Origin of the sequence: Chitinophaga sp. 22620 (assembly GCF_052044405.1) — a bacterium.
In the GTDB taxonomy this organism is placed as follows: Bacteria; Bacteroidota; Bacteroidia; order Chitinophagales; family Chitinophagaceae; genus Chitinophaga.
The window spans coordinates 43,396-61,903 of record NZ_JBQEMV010000001.1 but is presented as its reverse complement, the minus strand read 5'-3'; the positions used below and the strand labels follow the sequence as shown (position 1 = coordinate 61,903).

Sequence of the window (18,508 nt, the reverse complement as noted above, 5' to 3'; positions counted from 1 at the left end):
TTTTATTTTTTCGGATTCCCTTCGTTATCGAAAAGTTGTTTGAGTTTTCGCTCTGTAAAATATAAAGGAATTATCGTAGCTGCAACTACCGGAATGATCGGAAGCAATACAATCAACGCCGGGTTCGTTGTCTCGTAATTGTAACCGGAAAGCCAGAACAGTGGTGCCGCCACCAGCAGCAAAGCCAGTCCGCAAAGGCACATGAGCCTGCCTGCATATACCTGCGCAAAATCCCAGGCCGCCTGGCTTTTCATGGACCGGGCCGTGCGATAACCGGCCAGCAGGTTGATCTTCCGCGGGGGCTTTTTCCACATCCAGGCGCCGAGGATGCTGTAAACCAGTCCCAGCCCGGCAATTATGACATTGACCATGGCAATGTTTTTAATGCTTAGAACCAGCTTGTTTTCTTTTTGCTTCGCCCGCCCAGCCCCAGCGCGCCCAGCAGGCTGCGGGTGATCACGTTCGCGGCGGTACGGCCTGCCTGCCTTGCGGCTGAGCTGGTCATGATCGTTTCCAGCAGGCCTTTTTCTTCTTTCGCCCTGCTTTTCTTCGCCGGGGCTTCTTCTTCGGCTTTGGTTCGCTCAGCAGCTTCTTCCAGCTTGGCGTTCAGTATCTCGTAAGCGCTTTCGGTATCTATCTCGGTATTGTATTTTTTCACAAGCTTGGAGCTGCTTACCAGCTGGTCCAGCTCTTCCGGGTTGAGAATATCCATCCGCGAACGGGGGCTTACCAGCATGGTGGCGGCGAGTGGCGTAGGCGTGCCTTTTTCGCTGAGGCAGGTTACCAGCGCTTCGCCAATGCCGATCTGGGTGAGCAGCTCATCGGTTTTGTAGAAATCGGAAAGCGGGTAGTTCTCCGCCGTTTGTTTGATGGCCTTGCGGTCGTTGGCGGTGAACGCGCGAAGGGCGTGCTGCACTTTCAGGCCCAGCTGGCCCAGCACGGAAGCCGGCACGTCCATCGGGTTCTGTGTGCAGAAAAAGATGCCCACACCCTTGGAACGGATGAGCTTGATGATAGTCTCGATCTGCTGCAGCAGCGCGTCGCTGGCTTCCTGGAAAATGAGGTGCGCCTCGTCTATGAACATCACCAGCTTGGGTTTGTCCATATCACCTTCTTCCGGGAGCGTGGCGTACAATTCGGCCAGCAGGCTGAGCATGAAGGTGGAAAAGAGTTTCGGCCGGTCCTGTATGTCTGTTACGCGCACAATGGAGATCTTCCCGCGGCCGTCGTCCCCGATGTGCATCAGGTCGTCCACTTCAAAGGATTTTTCACCGAAGAACAAGGCGCCGCCCTGCTGCTCCAGCTCTATCACTTTCCGCAGGATGGTGCCGGTGGAAGTGGTGGATATTTTGCCGTAGTCTTTTTCAAGCTCCTTCTTGCCTTCGTCGCTAACGAACTGCAGCACTTTTTTAAAGTCCTTCAGGTCCAGCAGCGGCAGCTTGTGATCGTCGCAGTATTTAAAGATCATGGCTACCAGGCCGGCCTGCGTATCGTTCAGCTCCAGTATCTTCGACAGCAGCACGGGGCCGAATTCGGTCACCGTGGCGCGGAGGCGCACGCCTTTTTCCTGGCTGAGGCTCAGCAGCTCCACGGGGTAAGCCGCGGGGCTCCATGTGCCGCCGATCTTCGTGTACCGCTCTTCGATCTTTGCATTGGAAGCACCGGCGGCCGCTATACCGCTGAGGTCGCCCTTGATGTCCATGAGCATAACGGGCACGCTGGCGTCGCTGAGGCCCTCGGCGATCACCTGCAGGGTCTTGGTTTTACCGGTGCCGGTAGCGCCCGCGATCAGGCCGTGGCGGTTCAGGGTCTTGAGCGGCAGCATCACATCCGCGCCGGTCACCACCTCGCCGTTCAGCATGGCGCAGCCCAGTTTAAAATGTTCGCCTTTGAACGTATAGCCGTTTTTGATGTATTCGGAAAATGCTTCCTGGTTAGCCATGTGGACAGTTTTTAATTAAGACAGGGACTATTCTTCTTTCAGTAAGGTTTTGGCGCCTTTGATGCTGTTGCTCATCAGGTCCTGCACATCTGCGATCTTCTTTCTCTCCGCTTCGAGGTAAGCTTTTTTCTCGGGTGCGTTCTTATCTTTCAACTCCATGTCGTAGCCGGTCATCCAGCTGTTCATCGCGCTGGTGGCGCTGTCCAGCAGGTTGGCGGTCACAAAGTAAGCGGCGGTGTCGGCCTTTTTCGCGGCAAGACTGTCTTTCACTTCCACTACGCGCTCTTTCAGCCGGCGGATGGTCATCATTTTGGCCATGCCTTCGTCGTGGATGGTCATCACAACGGAGGAGAGGGAATCAATTTCCAGTGAATCTTTCAGGGCTGCGGTATTGGTGGAAGTGTTTCCGCCCTGGCAGGCTGCAAACGCAATCGCTGCGGCTACGGGCAGGATGCGGGTAAGTAATTTTTGCATGGTTAAATGTTTTATATGGGTGATTACAATGCGCTTAACGGGAATGATTCTTTCAGCCTGATGCCTTTTTCGGTGCTGTGCAAAATGCCGCATTCGATGGCCGGGTCGTGCTCGAAATACAGCACATATTCCCGTTCGCTGGCTTCGATGAGGAAGCGTTTTTTCTCTTCCAGGGTGGTGAGCGGGAACATATCGTAGGCCATCACATACGGCAGCGGGATGTGGCCGGCGGAAGGCAGCAGGTCTGCCATGTACACCAGCGTACGGCCGTTGTAGCGGATCTCCGGCAGCATCATGGCGTCCGTATGGCCAAAGGCAAAACGCACGCGCATGTGGTCGGTAAATGCAATACCGTCCTGCTGCGCAATGAATTTCAGCTGGCCGCTCTGCTGGATGGGCAGGATATTTTCTTTCAGGAAAGAGGCTTTTTCCCTGTCGTTGGGATTGGTGGCCCATTTCCAGTGTGCTTCGTTGCTCCAGTAGGTGGCGTTTTTGAAGGCAGGCACCAGCTTGTCGCCCTGCCGTTCTATGCTGCCGCCGCAATGGTCGAAGTGCAGGTGGGTGAGGAATACGTCGGTGATGTCGTCGCGGTGGTAGCCGAGGGCTTTGAGCGATTTGTCCAGCGTATCGTCGCCATGCAGGTAATAGTGGCTGAAGAATTTTTCGTCCTGTTTATTACCGATGCCGTTGTCTATCAGGATGAGGCGGTTGTTATCTTCCATCAGCAGGCAGCGCATGGCCCAGGTGCACATGTTGTTGCTGTCGGGCGGGTTCAGTTTCTGCCAGATGGTTTTGGGCACAACGCCGAACATGGCGCCGCCGTCCAGTTTAAAAAGGCCGGTATTGATCGTGTGTAATTGCATCCGTTAAGGTTTTCTTCCCGCAGGCTATGCCCTGTTTTCGAATGCGGGCGCCTGCGGTTTTCCGTTTGCTAATCTACGTTGTTTCTGCAAAGCAGAAAAAAGCCAGATGAGGCCGATGGTGAAAAATCCGATCAATACCAATACAGACGTGCGCATGTTGTTGGTCATGTGCTCGATATACCCGAAGCTGAACACCCCGATGGCAATGGCCATTTTTTCGGTGACGTCGTAATAGGAGAAAAAAGAAGCGGTGTCGCGGGTTTCCGGGATCAGCTTGGCGTATGTGGAGCGGCTCAGCGACTGGATGCCGCCCATTACCAGGCCCACGGCCATCGCGAGGATGTAGAACTGTGATTCGGTGGTAATGTAATAGGCGTTGATGCATACCCCGATCCACAGCAGCACAGTGGCGATCAGCACCTTAAAGTTGCCGAAGCGGCCTGAAAGCCTGGCCATGCCCCATGCGCCGAGAATGGCCACCAGCTGGATGAGCACCACGCAGATAATGAGATTGGTAGATTCCATCTTCAGTTCCACCGAGGCGAAAATAACGGCCACCATCATCACGGTCTGCACGCCCATGCTGTAAAAGAAAAACGCCCGGAGGAACCTTTTCAGGACGGGCATTACGCGCACCTGCGCGTACACTTTTTTCAGCTCCACGAACCCGTCTTTGAACACGCTGCCGGTATGCTCGCTGATGGCGGGTTTGGAGGCGGGCAGGCGTTTAAAGGTGACCTGCGCGAAACCGAACCACCAGACGCCGACAAGGAGGAAAGTAATGCGTACGGCTTCGCCGTCTGTAATGCCGAAAGGATGAAGGGTTACCAATGCAAAGCCTATCAGCTGCATCAGCACGCTACCCATGTAGCCGAATGAAAAACCGCGTGCGCTCACACGGTCCTGGTATTCAGGCGCAACGATCTCCGGCAGGTAAGAGTTATAGAACACGAGCCCGCCCCAGAAGCCGATAGCGGCCAGCATAACGGAGAGCATACCCGGTTCCAGCGGCCTGTTGTCTGTAAAAAAGAACAGCGACGCACAGGCAAAGGAGCCCAGGTAACAGAAAAAACGAAGGAAATTCTTTTTATTCCCTCTTGTATCCGCGATAGAGGAAAGGATAGGAAGACTGAGAGCGATAATAAGATAAGCGGCGGACAGCACGTAGTCGTACAATACCGAGTTCTTCAGCGTTTTACCAAAGAACACCACATCGTCGCCGCCGAATTTGGAGCGGGTTACGCCCAGGTAATAGATGGGGAAGAACGTGGTGGTAATAACAAGGTTATACACTGAATTGGCCCAGTCATACATGGCCCAGCCATTCACTACTTTCTTGTTTGGAATGCTCATAGGGAATTTTTAATATTCACATGAATAATTAAAAGTACTACTTATAATCGCTGATCTGTATACGTTCTTTGCAAAATCCGTATTCCGCCTCGTCGTTGGAGCTTACGATCACGAGCCGGTTGCCGCAGTATTCCCTTACCAGCTGCTGGTACAGGGCGATGCCCGGCGCATCGAGATTAGTGCAGGGCTCGTCAAGCAGCAGCACCTGCACGTCTGAAAAGATCGCCAAAGCAAGGCGGGCGCGCTGTTTCATCCCGGAGGAGAAATAACGCACCTGTTTGTGCCAGGCTTTTTCCAGTCCAACGATGCCTGCAATTTCCCGGGCTTTGAAGCCGGGAAGGAAAGATTTGAAGTGAAGATGGAAATCGAAACATTCCTCCAGCGTAAATTCTTCCACCAGCTCCAGGTAGGGCGCTACGATGGCGCAATGGCGGAAGAACTGGTCCTGCGGGAGCACCTGTTCGTTGAAAAGATATTGTACCTCGCCTTCGCTATGATGATGGTGGCCGCTAACGATCTGCAGCAAAGTGGATTTGCCGGACCCGTTTGGCCCCAGGATGGCGTAATGGCCTGTACCGGAGAATGTATAGGTGAAACGACGGAATATCCAGTCGTAGTTGAACCGCTTGCCTACCTGGTTAAGCGAGATCGTCATTCGCCCTGGTGCTGTACCCTCTCATGATGCCGCGGCCGGAATCGCGGATGAAGGAGAGTATCTCATCTCTTTCGTCCGTGGCCGGGAACTCGGCTTCAATGATGCGGATGGCTTTGGAAATATTGTTGCCTTTTACGAAGAGTATCCGGTAAATGTCCAGGATGTGGTTGATCTTGTCCAGCGAAAAGCCGCGGCGTTTGAGGCCGATGGAGTTTACGCCCACGTAGGAGAGGGGCTCCCTTGCCGCTTTCACGTAGGGGGGAACGTCTTTCCGCACCAGCGAGCCGCCGGTTACGAAAGCGTGGTCGCCGATCTTGCAGAACTGCTGAACGGCTACCATTCCCGCCAGCACTACATGATCGCCCACGGTGATGTGGCCGGCCAGGGTGGTGTTGTTGGAAAAAACGCAGTAATCGCCAACCGTACAGTCGTGCGCGATATGGCTATAGGCCATGATCAGGCAGTTGTTGCCGATGGAGGTCTTCCAGCGGTCTTTGGTACCCCTGTTAACGGTCACGTATTCACGGATGGTGGTGTTGTTGCCGATTTCCACCAGGGTATCCTCGCCTTCGAATTTGAGGTCCTGCGGAATGGCTGCTATCACCGCTCCGGGGAAGATGCGGCAGTTCTTGCCGATCCGGGCGCCTTCCATCACGGTCACATTGGAACCGATCCAGGTGCCTTCCCCGATCTCAACATTTTTATGAATAACAGTAAACGGATCAATTTTTACATTGGGCGCTACTTTGGCGTCCGGGTGGATGTATGTGAGCGGGTGAATCATGCTGTTATTTTGTTCCTTCGCGTTTAACAATTTGAGCAACCATGTCAGCTTCTGTGCATACCTTGTTGCCTACGAATGCCGTTCCTCTCATTTCCACCAGACCTCTGCGGATGGGGCTGAGCAGCTCCATTTTCAATACCATGGTATCGCCGGGCAATACTTTCTGTTTGAATTTGCAGTTATCGATCTTCAGGAAATAGGTATCATAGTTCTCGGGGTCCGGCATAGGGTTCAGCGCGAGGATTCCGCCTACCTGTGCGAGCGCTTCGCAGATCAGCACGCCCGGCATTACCGGGTTCCCGGGGAAGTGGCCCTGGAATATCTGTTCATTGAAAGTTACGTTCTTTACGCCCACTACACGGGTATCGCTCAGTTCGATGATCTTGTCTACCAGCAGCATCGGGTAACGGTGCGGCATGGTGCGCACGATCCGGTTGATATCATAGATCGGCGGCTGGTTGGGATCGTAAATAGGTACGTCCCGGTTGTGTTTGTTCTTTTTGATATACGCCTTGATCTTACGGGCAAACTCCACGTTGGAAGCGTGACCGGGACGGTTGGCGATGATATGCGCCTTGATGGGATAGCCTATCAGGGCAAGGTCTCCCACGATGTCCAGCAGCTTGTGGCGCGCCGGTTCGTTGGGGAAATGCAGTTCTGCGTTGTTGAGGATGCCTTCGCGCTGCTGCACGGCGATCTCTTCACGGTCGAAGGCTTTGGCCAGGCGCTTCAGCTCGTCTTCCGACACCGCCCTGTCTACCACCACGATGGCGTTGTTGATGTCGCCGCCTTTGATGAGATTGTTGGCCAGCAGGTATTCCAGCTCATGCAGGAATACGAACGTACGGCAGGGCGCGATCTCTTTTTTGAAATCGCTGAGGCTCTTCAGGTTGGCGTGTTGTGTGCCCAGCACCTGCGAGTTGAAGTCGATCATGGCGGTGATGCGGTAGTCTACCGCCGGCAGCGCCACCATTTCCACTTTCTTTACCTCGTCGTAGTAATTGATATTGGTGTCTATGGAATACCAGATCTTTTTGGCGTCCTGCTCCTGTATGCCCACTTCTTCGATCACTTCGATGAAGGGCATGGAACTGCCGTCCATAATGGGGATCTCAGGGCCGTTGAGCTCAATCAGCACATTATCCACTCCTTTGCCCACGAGTGCGGCGAGGATATGCTCCACAGTGCTTACACGGGCGCCGTTATGCTCAAGGGTGGTGCCGCGGGCGGTATCCACCACGTAGTCCACATCAGCTTTTACGATGGGCTGATCGGGGAGGTCTATGCGTTGGAACTTGATCCCGAAGCCAGGCATGGCCGGCTTGAGCGTCATATTCACATGAGCGCCTGTGTGCAAACCAACGCCCGATATAGTCACAGGGCCTTGCAGGGTTTGTTGGTTCTGTTGCTGATTATCCATCATTATATCTTCGTATTCAATGCGTTAAACTCCTTGCCAAACGTGAAGTGATCCCGGCGGGAAGGTTTCCCTTACACACCGGCTTTTTCGGCCAGCAGCTGCTTCACCATGTCTTCCAGCTCCTTTACCCGCTTTTCAAGGTCCGGCAAATTTCTAAAAATTGCCTGACTTTTCAGTGAACTTTTATAATCGTATGCCGGGGAACCCGTTAAAGACGTGTTGGGAGCGGTTATGGATTTTGAAAGTCCGCTCTGGGCGTTGATCTTCGTGCCATCGGCTATCTGGATGTGGCCAACAATGCCCACCTGGCCGCCTATCACGCAGTTCTTCCCGATCTTGGTGCTGCCGGAAACCCCGGTTTGCGCCGCAATCACGGTGCTGTTGCCGATCTCCACGTTATGGGCTATCTGGATCAGGTTGTCCAGCTTCACGCCGGAGTGGATCACGGTGGAGCCCATCGTAGCCCTGTCTATGGTCGTATTGGCGCCGATCTCCACATCGTCGTGGATGATGACGTTGCCCACCTGGGGCACTTTTTTATAGGTACCGTCAGACTGCGGGGCAAACCCGAAGCCGTCCCCGCCGATCACGCAGCCGGCATGAAGGATCACGCGGTTGCCCGCCACGCAGTTGTCGTACACTTTCACGCCGGGGTACAGCACGGAGCCATTGCCGATCTTCACATTATCGCCGAGGTATACGCCGGGATAGATCTTCACATTGTCGCCCAGCACCACGTTCTCACCCAGGTAGGCGAAGGCGCCGATAAACACGTTCTGGCCTATTTTAACCGAAGAAGGCACATGGGATGGCTGCTGGATGCCCGTTTTGGCTCCTGCGCCGACCATTTGCTGGTATTTTTCCAGGAGAAGGGCAAAGGAGCTGTACGCGTCCTTTACACGGATCAGCGTAGGTTTGATCGCCCGCTCTATCTCAAGCGTATCGTTTACGATCAGGATAGAAGCCTGCGTGGTATAAATGAACTCCTCGTATTTGGGATTGGCGATGAAGCTCAGCATACCATCTCCTGCCTCCTCTATCTTGGCGATATTGTGCACTTTCACTTCCGGGTCTCCTTCCAGCTTCCCGTTCAGTATGGTAGCCAGCTGTAATGCGCTAAATTGCATAATTATAAGTTGAAATGTTACCTTCCAGGCCGTCTCCGGATAATATGAATGTATTCCCTAACATGTTGAGTTCGTATAAAACGTTGTTAGCCTAGAATTTTGGATGACAAATGTAGAATTTTTTTATCGGTCTTGCCAAAGTATGCGATACAAGGGCATTATCGATAGAAGAAATGTCTCTCACCTGGCCATCCTTAAATAAAATGTTGATCTCCTCGTCGTCTGCATCATAGGCTTTGAGGCTGGCGGTATCTGTAAATACGAGATAATCCGCTTCCTCTTCCGTTAACCCCCAGCGCTCACGAACTTTTTTCTTAAAATCCCCCACCAGCCCAGGTTCGAACGGCTTGTCGCTGAGTTGGACCTTAAAAAGTTCCCGGTTCACCAGCCAGCCGCAAATGAGGCTGAGCGTTTTGTCCGGGTGTTGGGTCCATACTTTAATGGCGCCCATGATATCATAGTCATCTAATAAACAAAATTGTCGCAGGCATTCCTGGTCCCGCTCAAATTCCTCCCGCCCGATGCGGTTGTACAGGAAATACCTGAGGGCAGGGGAGGCAAACAGCTCTACGCCCCTCCCGGCCAGCATTTTGGCCCGGCGGAGCACCTTTACCAGCATACTTTCCGCGCTCAGCACGGTTTTATGAAGGTACACCTGCCAGTACATCAGCCGGCGCGCTACAATGAACTTTTCAATGGAATAGATCCCTTTTTCCTCCACCATCAGCTCCCCGTCGTGAACGGTGAGCATTTTGATGATGCGGTCATAACTGATCACTCCTTCGGATACCCCGGTATAAAAGCTGTCCCTGCTCAGGTAATCCATCCGGTCTACATCCAACTGGCTGGAAACCAGCTGGTGCAGGAATTTTTTAGGGTACCGGTTGTTAAAGACCGCCAGGGTAAGGTCCAGCGCCCCGTTCATTTCCCGGTTCAGCGTCTGCATCAGCAACTGGGAGATCTCCTCGTGCGACACATCCTCCACCAGGGTATGTTCCAGGGCGTGGGAATAAGGCCCATGCCCGATGTCGTGCAATAATATAGCCATTTTCGCGGCCACTTCCTCTTCCTCCGTAATAACAACGCCCTTTCCCCTCAGTTCACTCAGCGCACAGCTCATCAGGTGATACGCGCCCATGCTGTGATGAAAACGCGTATGCATGGCTCCCGGGTATACCAGGTGCGCAAGGGCCATCTGGTGGATACGCCGGAGGCGCTGGTAATATGGATGCGATATAAGGCTGAAAATCAATGGATGATCGATGGTGATGAACCCGTATACCGGGTCATTTACGATCTTTCGTTTGCGGTCAGTCATCTGTTTTTATGATCAATCGGTACAAATCTACACCATTGAAGGTAACTTTTCCGGCCACAAGGTATTAAGCGGCAGCCGATAATTTAACAAAATTTTTAATACAGTACCCTCCTCCGGGAGCGAAGTCCTTGCCCAAACCCGGGTGGCGGGTATGATTTTTGACCTATTCCAAATAAATAGCAATAAATCATAAATATATTCGTAATTCGTAATTGACAACCGGATCCTGTCAATATCCTAAAGGAACAACATGAATCAAATCAACATACTCTGGGTAGATGATGAAATAGAGTCGCTCAAATCACAGATTATCTTCCTCGAAAGCAAAGGTTACAATGTTTCCGCCCTTACCAATGGTTACGACGCGCTGGAATTCCTGAAGGACAATATCGTGGACGTGGTGCTGCTGGACGAGTCCATGCCCGGCATCACCGGTCTCGAAACCCTCGGCAAGATCAAGGAAATGGACCAGCAGATACCTGTCGTGATGATCACCAAGAACGAGGCGGAGAACGTGATGGACGAAGCTATCGGCTCGCAGATCACCGATTACCTCATTAAACCGGTGAACCCCAACCAGGTGCTGCTGAGCCTTAAAAAGATCATAGACAACAAGCGCCTGGTGGCTGAAAAGACCACCACGGCCTACCAGCAGCAGTTCCGCACGCTGTTCATGGCGCTGAACGATAACCCGAACCATACGGAATGGGCGGAGATCTATAAAAAGCTCGTGTACTGGGAAATGGAAATGAGCAAGAGCGATGCGCCCGAAATGCTGGAAGTGCTGCATTCCCAGAAGGCCGAGGCCAATACCGAATTCGCCAAGTTCATCAGCCGCCACTACAGCAGCTGGATGCAGCCCAAAACGCAGGACGTGCCGGTGATGAGCCATACCCTGTTCAGCCAGAAGGTCGTTCCCCTGCTGGATCCCACCGTGCCCAACTTCTTTATACTTATAGATAACCTGCGGTACGACCAGTGGAAAACCATTCAGCCCATTTTCGGCGAATCGTTCCGCATGGTGGAGGAAGATACCTTTTACAGCATCCTCCCCACTTCCACCCAATACAGCCGCAATGCCATATTTGCCGGTATGCTGCCGGTAGACATCGAAGCGAAGTTCCCGCAGGAGTGGAAGAACGACGACGAAGAAGGCGGGAAGAACCTGTACGAGGAAGCTTTCTTCGCCGCGCAGCTGGCCCGCCTCAAAATGGACCCGCGCTTTTCCTACACCAAAGTGACCAATCACGCAGACGGGCAGCATATGGTGAACAATATGCACAACCTGCTCAATTACCCGCTGAACGTGATCGTATATAATTTCGTGGACATGCTCAGCCATGCCCGCACCGAAATGGAAGTGCTGAAAGAGCTGGCGGGCGACGAGATATCGTACCGTTCCATCACGGCCAGCTGGTTCGAACATTCGCCATTGTACCAGGCGCTGAAGCGGCTGGCCGATAAGAAGATCAATCTTATTGTGGCTACAGACCATGGCAGCGTGCGCGTAAAAACGCCGGTGAAAGTGATCGGCGACAAACAGACCACCACCAACCTGCGTTACAAGCACGGGCGCAACCTGAACTACGATCCGAAGGAAGTGCTCGCCTTCCGCGACCCCCGCGATGCAGGGCTGCCCAAGCCGAATGTCAATTCTTCTTATATCTTTGCCCGCGAAGACGGGTATCTTTGCTATCCCAACAACTATAATTATTTCGTGAACTATTACCGCAACACCTTCCAGCACGGCGGCATTTCACTCGAGGAGATGATCGTGCCCGTGGCGAGGATGGTAAGCAAATAGCATAAAAAGGAGACAATATGAATCTGAAGAGTACCCCCAACAACCTGGCGAAGCTGGAAAAGATATTTGAGGAGGCAAAGTATATTTTGCGGTATGAGAAAGGCACCTTCAATTCCGGTTATTGCGTACTGGAGCACAAAAAAGTGGTGGTGATCAACAAATTCCTGAACGTGGAAGGCCGCATCAACACGCTGATGGACATCCTGCCTTCCATTAACCTGGAAGAAGGCTTCCTGACGCCGGAAAGCCAGAAACTGTACCGCCAGGTGATGGACAGCAAAGATGCTGAAGCCGCCGGCGAAGAAACTCCTCCCTCCGAATCCGAAACAGAATAAGCAGCCGTGAAAGTTATTTTCCTTGGAACGGGAACCTCGCAGGGCGTGCCGGTAATAGCCTGCCCATGCAGCGTGTGCGCCTCCGCAGACGCGCGGGACAAGCGCCTGCGCAGCAGCATCCTCATCCAGTCCGAAGGGGGCAATATCGTGATAGATACCACGCCCGATTTCCGCTACCAGATGCTCCGCGCACAGGTGAAACGCCTGGAGGCCGTCGTGATCACGCATTCCCATAAAGATCACATCGCGGGCATGGACGATATCCGCGCGTTCAATTTTTTCCAGCAGCAGCCGATCGATATTTACGCGTCCGACTATTCGCAGAACGTGATCATCCGCGAGTTCTCGTATGCTTTTGCGGACTTTAAATATCCCGGCATTCCCGAGCTGAACCTGCGTACCATCCTCGATGATCCTTTTACCATCAACGGGCTGACCTTTATTCCCGTTAACGTGCTGCACCATAAAATGCCCGTGCTGGGCTTCCGCTTCGGCGATTTCACCTACATTACCGACGCCAATTATATTTCACCCGAAGAGAAGGAAAAGATCCGCGGCTCAAAAGTGCTCGTGCTGAACGCGCTGCGCCGCGAAAAACATATCTCGCATTTTACATTGGAAGAAGCCATCGCCTTAGGCCGGGAACTGGAAGTGCCGAAGGTATACTTCACGCATATCAGCCACCAGCTTGGATTGCATGCCGAGGTGGAACCCACGTTGCCCGAAGGGATGCACCTTGCATATGATGGACTGGAAGTGGAATTGTGATGCCCTTCATTGAAAATTTTTTCCATTCAAAAATTAATCAGACATTCGGCGAAGATCAATAACCATTGTTTGTGCCGAACCAGTTTTTTGAATTCTCCCGCAAGGAGCGGCGGGGGATTGCCTGTTTGTTAAGCCTTATCCTGCTCCTGCAATGCCTGCCTTCCGCGTGGGATCATTTTTTTCATCAGCCGCCTGTGGCGGATACTTCAGGATTACATGCCGTTGCCGGTGAAATTGCCGCTTTGATGGAGGCAGAGCGGGAAGCCGCTTCGCAGCAATACCGTTCCCGCTGGCGTGACAGCGGGCGCTGGAAAAATGAAAGGCGTTACGGCGGAAAATATGATGACGGAAAACACCACTGGCGCAATTTTTACCGGGACAGCGGCAGGCAGGGCTGGCGTAATTTCCACCACGACAGCGGCAGGCATGCCTATTATGGAAGCCGCAGCCCGTTCAGCGGAAGACGTATGCCCGTTCCAGTTATAGATATCAACGCCGCGGATTCCGCGCAATGGGAACGTTTGCCGGGCATCGGGCCAACTCTCGCAAAGAGGATTGTGGGCTTCCGGGAGCGGCTCGGAGGCTTTTATGATACCCGGCAGGTAGGGGAAGTATATGGATTGGCGGATTCTGTATTTAATAAAATTCAACCGTTCCTCCGGCTGGGTGATGTTTCTCTAAGAAAGATCAGCCTGAACGATACAGATGATAAATCTTTGGCCCTACATCCATACATCAACACGAAACTGGCCCGTGTGATTGTACGATATCGCAGTGCCCACGGGCCTTTCAGGGAGGTAGAGGCACTCCGTGCCCTCGCTTTGGTAGATGACTCCATTTATCGTAAAATTGAAAAATACTTAGCGATCAATTAAACCCAATTTTCAGGTTATGAATTTTCAGCCAACGGACATGCAACAACAGATAGCCCAGGTGATCCGGGATTTCGGTAAGACACATATCCAGCCCCACGTGCTGGAGTGGGATGAATCGCAGGTTTTTCCGACAGAACTTTTCAAAAAGATGGGCGGACTGGGCCTTATGGGCGTGCTGGTGCCTGAACAATACGGCGGCTCCGGCCTGGGATACCTTGAGTATGTAACGGTCATCAGCGAGATCTCCCGCATCTGCGGCGCCATCGGCCTCAGCGTAGCGGCGCACAATTCGCTTTGCACCGGTCATATCCTGCAATTCGGCAACGAAGAACAAAAACAGAAATACCTGCCCAAACTTGCCACCGCGGAGTGGATCGGCGCCTGGGGCCTTACAGAGCCCAACACCGGTTCCGACGCGATGAACATGAAATGCGTGGCAAAAAAAGAAGGCGATGAATGGGTGATCGACGGCACCAAATGCTGGATCACCCACGGTAAAAGCGGCGACGTGGCCGTGGTGATCGCCCGCACCGGCGAAGTGAGGGACAGCCGGGGCATGAGCGCGTTCATCGTAGAGCGCGGAACGCCGGGTTTCAGCGGCGGTAAAAAAGAGAACAAGCTCGGCATGCGCGCATCCGAAACCGCGGAAATGATCTTCGATAATTGCCGCATACCCGCCGGAAACCTGATCGGCAACGAAGGGGAAGGATTTATCCAATCCATGAAAGTGCTGGATGGCGGGCGTATTTCCATTGCCGCGCTTTCCCTCGGCATTGCAAAAGGCGCATACGATGCTGCGGTGAAATACTCTAAAGAACGCCACCAGTTCGACCAGCCGATCGCCAATTTCCAGGGCATCGCCTTCAAGCTGGCAGACATGGCTACCCAGATCACGGCCGCCGAACTGCTTACCATGCAGGCCGCGGATATGAAGAACAGGCATCTGCCCATGACCCAACAAGCCGCCATGGCCAAATACTACGCTTCGGAAATTGCTGTGTCCGCCTCCAACGAAGCTGTGCAGATCTTCGGCGGCTATGGTTACACCAAAGATTTCCCGGTAGAAAAATTCTACCGCGACGCCAAGCTCTGCACCATCGGCGAGGGCACCTCGGAAATACAAAAGATCGTTATCGCGAGGGAAGCATTGAAACAATAAAACATCAAACAAGTGGTCAAACATAAGGAGAGGGTGTGCCGGTATTGGTACACCCTCTTTAGTTATGAAGTTTTTAACCCTGCATGACAATTCCCAACCCCAAACGTCTTAATTTTGCAATCGGTTGCATTGCCGAAGGAAGTGCATCCGGAGCAATATTAATTTATCATGTGCTGTTGCAAAATTATTATTGGACATTCGTACTTTACACCTGTTATAGCATGAGCAACAATACATTATCCTGATTTTTTATTTAATTACCCTGAGTTATGACCACTTTTGAAGAACAATTAGACCATCTTTTCCTAACAGAAGACGCCATCCCGGAGGAATTTAAACTGCCGGCCGAAATCCACCAGCGCGAATACCTCTCGGACGGGGAAATGAAACCCTGGACCGGCGATGTGCACACCGTATTATCTCCCATCTGCATCAAAACGCCCAATGGCCTCGAACGCAAAGTGATCGGCTCGTACCCGCTCTGCGGCGAAGAAGAAGCCATGGCCTCCCTCAACGACGCCATCCGCGCGTACCGCGACGGGCGCGGGGAATGGCCTACCATGTCTGTTGCCGAACGCATTGCCTGCGTGGAGAAGTTCACCGGCAAAATGATCGCCAAAAAACAGGAAGTGGTGCAGCTTATCATGTGGGAGATCGGGAAGTCTTATGCAGATTCCATCAAGGAATTCGACCGCACGGTGGAATACATCAACGCGACCATCGATGCTTTGAAGGACCTGGACCGCAAATCGTCCGGCTTTGCCATAGAACAGGGCATCATCGGCCAGATCAGGCGCAGCCCGCTCGGCGTGGTGCTGTGCATGGGGCCGTTCAACTACCCGTTGAATGAAACCTTTACAACGCTTATTCCCGCGCTCATCATGGGCAATACGCTGCTGTTCAAACCTCCGAAACACGGCACCTTATTGCATTACCCGCTGCTGGAAGCTTTCCGCGATTGTTTCCCGAAAGGCGTGGTAAATACCATTTACGGCCGCGGCAACGTGATCATCGCGCCGCTGATGGAAAGCGGCAAGATCAACGTGCTCACGCTCATCGGGTCCAGCAAGGTGGCCAACCAGCTGAAGAAAATGCACCCGAAGGTGAACCGCCTCCGCGCCATTCTCGGATTGGATGCAAAAAATGCAGCCATCATCACCGACAAGGCAGACATCGACCTTGCGGTGAAAGAATGTGTGCTCGGCTCGCTTTCATTCAACGGGCAGCGCTGCACCGCCATCAAGATAATTTTCGTGCATAGCTCAGTGGCGGACGCCTTCCTTGAAAAAATGAGCGCCGCTGTGGGCAAGCTGAAATTCGGCATGCCCTGGGAGAAGGACGTGTTCCTCACACCCCTGCCAGAACCGCAGAAACCGGGTTATTTACAGAGTTGCGTGGCCGATGCGGTAGCACATGGGGCAAAGGTGATCAACACGCATGGCGGGGCTGCAAATGCCTCTTTTGTGTATCCTGCCATTGTGTATCCTGTGAATGAACAAATGAAACTCTACCGCGAGGAACAATTCGGCCCCGTGATACCGGTTATCCCGTTCGACAGCATCGAAACGCCGATCAATTACCTCATCGAAGCGGATCACGGCCAGCAGGTGGCCTTGTTCTCCAACGATGCGGAAGAGCTGGCGTCGCTGATAGACCCGCTGGTGAACCAGGTGAGCCGCGTGAACATCAACTGCCAGTGCCAGCGCGGGCCGGACATTTTCCCCTTCACGGGCAGGAAAGATTCCGCCGAAGCGACACTTTCTGTTTTTGACGCGCTGAGGGCGTTCAGTATCCGCTCGCTGGTGGCTACCAAACAAACAGAAGAGAATAAAGCGCTGATCAATAAGATCGTCAGCGATCAGTCCTCGAACTTTCTTTCAACAAAGTATATATTTTGATAACTTGTAAAAGTGCTGGTCTGTTAAGATTTAGCAGGCCGGCACTTGCTTTTTTACATTTTTTTTAATATTTACACCTTAGTGTGATGGAAATGTGTAAACAGAAAGTTAAATTTGGGTTAATTACTTTCCTTACCAATTTATCAACCTAAACACAAAACAAGAAAGATCGAGAAAATTTCTACTCCAAATGTGAAACCGCCTCAACCGAGGCGGTTTTCTATTGGGGCTGTCAGAATACGATAAATGCTTTCAGTTTTGCAGGCGGGTAGCCGTACATCTTCTTAAAAGCAGCGGAGAAATGATTGGGCGAACTATAGCCCAGGTGATCCGCCACCTCATTCACATTCATTCGTTTTTCCACCAGCATCTGCCGCGCGGTTTTCATTTTCAGTTCCTGTACAAAACCAAATACCGTGCTCCCGAAAAGCTGCTTGAAGCCTCTCTTCAGCTTGAACTCATTCAGTCCGAACCGCCTGCAAAGCAGGTCAAGGCTAAGTTCCGGGCACAGGTACTCCGTGCGCAGGTAATCCTTCACTGCCTGCAGCCGCTCAGCGTCTGCCAGGGAAATGCGTTGCACGCCGGCCGTAACCTGGAAGTGCATTAATGCCTGCAGGGGGTCCCACAGCTCGTCTTCTGCTGATTGTTCTTTGGGGAGAAATGTGGCATGGTCTCTAAAGAACGCGTGGTTCGCGATGGCATTCAACGCCTCGCCGTTTGTTTTTGGGGTCATAACTCTAAAATCCGTTTTACGTATATGTTTATCCGTTTCTCGTACTATCCGCGGGGGTTACGCGGTATAATTTTGATGCAACAAAAATAATCACAAACATGTTGCGGAAAATACTGAAATGGACGGGCGGCATCATTGGCGTATTGGTGGCTGTCGTACTTATTTTTTATTTCACCATGTATATCATCGTGAATAATAAGAAGAGCAAAACTTACCACGTAGATGTACGGATGATCGATATTCCCACGGATTCGGCATCTGTGGCGGACGGAGCGCATATATACGCTACAAAAGGCTGTGGGGACTGCCACGGCGAAGATCTTTCAGGAAAAATCTTTATCGACGACGGAGCGCTGGGCAGGATCATCGCCGCCAACCTCACCTCGGGCAAGGGCGGCCGGCCGGCGGGTTATTCAGACCGTGACTGGCTGCTGGCCATGCGCCACGGGCTGCGTTCCAACGGCAAACCTTTGCTGATAATGCCTTCTTACGAATATTATAAAATGACCGATCATGATCTGGGAAATCTTATTGCTTACGTCAAATCTGTTCCTCCGGTGGATCATGAGCTCCCGGAACATAAGCTGGGCCCGCTGGGCACTGTATTGTCGGGTCTGGATAAACTTCCGCTGATACCTGCTGAGCAAATCGATCATCACCACAAACCCGGCGTTGCCGTGAAACGCGGCGCCACGGCGGAATACGGGGAATACCTCTCCATGTCCTGCACCGGCTGCCACAAACCCAACCTGAAAGGCGGCCCCAGCCCGGTGCCGGGCGGCATACCCGCGCGCGACATCACCGCTTCCGGCAACACCGGCAAATGGTCGCTGGGCGAGTTCAGCAAAGTGCTGCGTACCGGCAAAACGCCCGACGGGCGCCAGCTGCAGAACAGCGACATGCCCTGGAAGATGACGGAGAAATATACGGATGAAGAAATACAGGCGATCTATCTCTATCTCAAAACGCTGTAACCTCCTGCAGCATTAAAACGTTTAAA

The 18,508-nt window shown here is 52.6% G+C and carries 18 protein-coding genes; 7 read left to right on the top strand and 11 right to left on the bottom strand.

The genetic code is table 11. The features are described from left to right. Positions 1-2 precede the first annotated feature (2 nt). The 10 genes from ACTJIK_RS00200 to ACTJIK_RS00155 form a co-directional block, all read right to left on the bottom strand. The gene (locus ACTJIK_RS00200; RefSeq protein WP_440644222.1) at positions 3-371 is read right to left on the bottom strand and encodes an SdpI family protein; all 369 of its coding nucleotides are present in this window, start codon (positions 369-371) and stop codon (positions 3-5) included. A gap of 17 nt (positions 372-388) precedes the next feature. Further along, on the bottom strand, positions 389-1,942 hold the full coding sequence (locus tag ACTJIK_RS00195; RefSeq protein WP_440644221.1) for a helicase HerA-like domain-containing protein: 1,554 nt from the start codon (positions 1,940-1,942) through the stop codon (positions 389-391). 27 nt (positions 1,943-1,969) lie between these two features. Beyond that, entirely contained in the window at positions 1,970-2,416 is a 447-nt protein-coding gene (locus ACTJIK_RS00190; RefSeq protein ID WP_440644220.1) for a hypothetical protein, read from the bottom strand. Between the two features lie 23 nt (positions 2,417-2,439). Next, positions 2,440-3,279 carry an MBL fold metallo-hydrolase gene (locus ACTJIK_RS00185; protein ID WP_440644219.1) on the bottom strand — a complete coding sequence of 280 codons (840 nt, stop codon included), beginning with the start codon at positions 3,277-3,279 and terminating at the stop codon, positions 2,440-2,442. A 24-nt stretch (positions 3,280-3,303) separates the two neighbouring features. Beyond that, the gene (locus ACTJIK_RS00180) at positions 3,304-4,632 is read right to left on the bottom strand and encodes an MFS transporter (protein ID WP_440644218.1); all 1,329 of its coding nucleotides are present in this window, start codon (positions 4,630-4,632) and stop codon (positions 3,304-3,306) included. A 37-nt stretch (positions 4,633-4,669) separates the two neighbouring features. After that, positions 4,670-5,287, bottom strand: a complete 618-nt coding sequence (locus ACTJIK_RS00175; protein WP_440644217.1) for an ABC transporter ATP-binding protein — start codon at positions 5,285-5,287, stop codon at positions 4,670-4,672. After that, positions 5,271-6,071, bottom strand: a complete 801-nt coding sequence (gene lpxA, locus ACTJIK_RS00170; RefSeq protein WP_440644216.1) for an acyl-ACP--UDP-N-acetylglucosamine O-acyltransferase — start codon at positions 6,069-6,071, stop codon at positions 5,271-5,273. The genes ACTJIK_RS00175 and lpxA overlap by 17 nt, the downstream gene beginning before the upstream one ends. Before the next feature lie 4 nt (positions 6,072-6,075). Continuing rightward, positions 6,076-7,494, bottom strand: coding sequence for a bifunctional UDP-3-O-[3-hydroxymyristoyl] N-acetylglucosamine deacetylase/3-hydroxyacyl-ACP dehydratase (locus ACTJIK_RS00165; protein WP_440644215.1), 1,419 nt, complete (start codon positions 7,492-7,494; stop codon positions 6,076-6,078). A 68-nt stretch (positions 7,495-7,562) separates the two neighbouring features. Next, positions 7,563-8,618, bottom strand: coding sequence for a UDP-3-O-(3-hydroxymyristoyl)glucosamine N-acyltransferase (gene lpxD / locus ACTJIK_RS00160; protein ID WP_440644214.1), 1,056 nt, complete (start codon positions 8,616-8,618; stop codon positions 7,563-7,565). A 91-nt stretch (positions 8,619-8,709) separates the two neighbouring features. Then, the gene (locus ACTJIK_RS00155; protein ID WP_440644213.1) at positions 8,710-9,936 is read right to left on the bottom strand and encodes an HD domain-containing protein; all 1,227 of its coding nucleotides are present in this window, start codon (positions 9,934-9,936) and stop codon (positions 8,710-8,712) included. 250 nt (positions 9,937-10,186) lie between these two features. Here ACTJIK_RS00155 and ACTJIK_RS00150 point away from each other — a divergent pair, with 250 nt between their 5' ends. The 6 genes from ACTJIK_RS00150 (at position 10,187) to ACTJIK_RS00125 (ending at position 16,775) form a co-directional block, all read left to right on the top strand. Then, positions 10,187-11,740, top strand: a complete 1,554-nt coding sequence (locus ACTJIK_RS00150) for a response regulator (RefSeq protein WP_440644211.1) — start codon at positions 10,187-10,189, stop codon at positions 11,738-11,740. A gap of 17 nt (positions 11,741-11,757) precedes the next feature. After that, positions 11,758-12,075, top strand: coding sequence for a hypothetical protein (locus tag ACTJIK_RS00145; protein ID WP_440644210.1), 318 nt, complete (start codon positions 11,758-11,760; stop codon positions 12,073-12,075). Between the two features lie 6 nt (positions 12,076-12,081). After that, positions 12,082-12,843, top strand: a complete 762-nt coding sequence (locus ACTJIK_RS00140; RefSeq protein ID WP_440644209.1) for an MBL fold metallo-hydrolase — start codon at positions 12,082-12,084, stop codon at positions 12,841-12,843. Between the two features lie 194 nt (positions 12,844-13,037). Further along, entirely contained in the window at positions 13,038-13,718 is a 681-nt protein-coding gene (locus ACTJIK_RS00135; RefSeq protein ID WP_440644208.1) for a ComEA family DNA-binding protein, read from the top strand. Positions 13,719-13,734: 16 nt separating this feature from the next. Next, the gene (locus ACTJIK_RS00130; RefSeq protein WP_440644207.1) at positions 13,735-14,877 is read left to right on the top strand and encodes an acyl-CoA dehydrogenase family protein; all 1,143 of its coding nucleotides are present in this window, start codon (positions 13,735-13,737) and stop codon (positions 14,875-14,877) included. Positions 14,878-15,146: 269 nt separating this feature from the next. Then, positions 15,147-16,775 (top strand): NADP-dependent glyceraldehyde-3-phosphate dehydrogenase, encoded by a 1,629-nt coding sequence (locus ACTJIK_RS00125; RefSeq protein WP_440644206.1) that lies wholly within the window; start codon positions 15,147-15,149, stop codon positions 16,773-16,775. Between the two features lie 232 nt (positions 16,776-17,007). Here the strand turns inward: ACTJIK_RS00125 and ACTJIK_RS00120 are convergent, their stop codons facing one another. Further along, positions 17,008-17,508: a helix-turn-helix domain-containing protein gene (locus tag ACTJIK_RS00120; RefSeq protein ID WP_440644205.1), complete on the bottom strand. Its 501-nt coding sequence runs from the start codon at positions 17,506-17,508 to the stop codon at positions 17,008-17,010. Positions 17,509-17,606: 98 nt separating this feature from the next. Between ACTJIK_RS00120 and ACTJIK_RS00115 the strand changes: the two genes are divergently transcribed. Next, positions 17,607-18,482: a c-type cytochrome gene (locus tag ACTJIK_RS00115; protein WP_440644204.1), complete on the top strand. Its 876-nt coding sequence runs from the start codon at positions 17,607-17,609 to the stop codon at positions 18,480-18,482. The last annotated feature ends 26 nt before the right edge of the window (positions 18,483-18,508 follow it).